At 67.1% G+C, this 944-nt stretch carries 1 protein-coding gene; it reads right to left on the bottom strand.

Translation table 11 applies throughout. From position 1 onward, the window contains the following. A partial coding sequence (locus K3M35_RS25770) for a hypothetical protein (RefSeq protein WP_220667286.1) occupies window positions 1-755 on the bottom strand: 755 nt, incomplete at its 3' end. Window positions 756-944: the final 189 nt, after the last annotated feature.

Raw genomic sequence — 944 nt, forward strand, 5'->3', positions numbered from 1 at the left:
TTGATCGGGCCGACCGCGGTGGCCAGAGCTCGGCCGGCGGATTCGAGCACCGTCCCGATCCTGCCGAGATCTTTGTGATTCATCGGAGCGGGTTCTTCGCCCCGTTCGAGCTGGTCGGACACATCCGCTTGGTGATCTTCTTCGACCGCAGTGGACGGTTCGGTGCGTGTATCGGGGCCGCTGGACGCGGGCGAACCGTCCGCGGCCTTGTCGAAGTTCATCTCTACGGTGTCGGCGTCGGCGGCGCGGGCGAAGGATTCGACAACTGACGCGGGAACGTCCGCGGTGGGTTCGGCGACTGCGAGGTGCTGGGCGGACAGGTCGGCGAGCGTGTCGAACGACGGCACACTCTCGTCGGCGGCGTAGCTCAACGCGACGGCCGCAGCGGCGTCGAAGACGCGATTATCAGCGTCCCGGTCAGCGGCTTGCTGCTCGGCAAGGCGCCGGGTGATCTCCTCCGGAGGCATCTGCACTTGCACGTACCGCTGCTGCTGATGCCGGTAGTGCTGCGCTCGCAGAGCTTCGAGTCGCTCCGCATTCTCCTGCGCCAGTTGCTCCCATTTGCGAGTGATCTGTACCTGCGCGCCGACATGCCGGGCGGTCGCCGCCGCGGCCAGAATCTGGACCGTGATCTGCTGAGCAGGCTGTCCGCGGAATGCACCGAGAACCTCGGTGCGGTCCTTCGGTGCCGGTGCCGGCTGGCCCTGAGTGCGGCGACTGTCGACTTCCCGCAGAAAGCCGACAAGATCGGTCACGTCCTGGGCGGCTTGCGCCCTGGCCGGTCGGGATTGCGATATCGCCGGGGCACCGGCCGGAAGCGAGGCGGGTGAGTTCTGCGCACCCGCCGTGTCGGTGGGCAAGGACGTGCGTCCCCGACTGCGTAGAAACCGTCGCTTCTGGTCGCTGTCCGGCATCGTTGTTCTCCTTGTGCTGTTCGGGCGTGG

This window comes from Rhodococcus sp. DMU2021, assembly GCF_019641445.1.
Taxonomy (GTDB): domain Bacteria; phylum Actinomycetota; class Actinomycetes; order Mycobacteriales; family Mycobacteriaceae; genus Rhodococcus; species Rhodococcus pyridinivorans.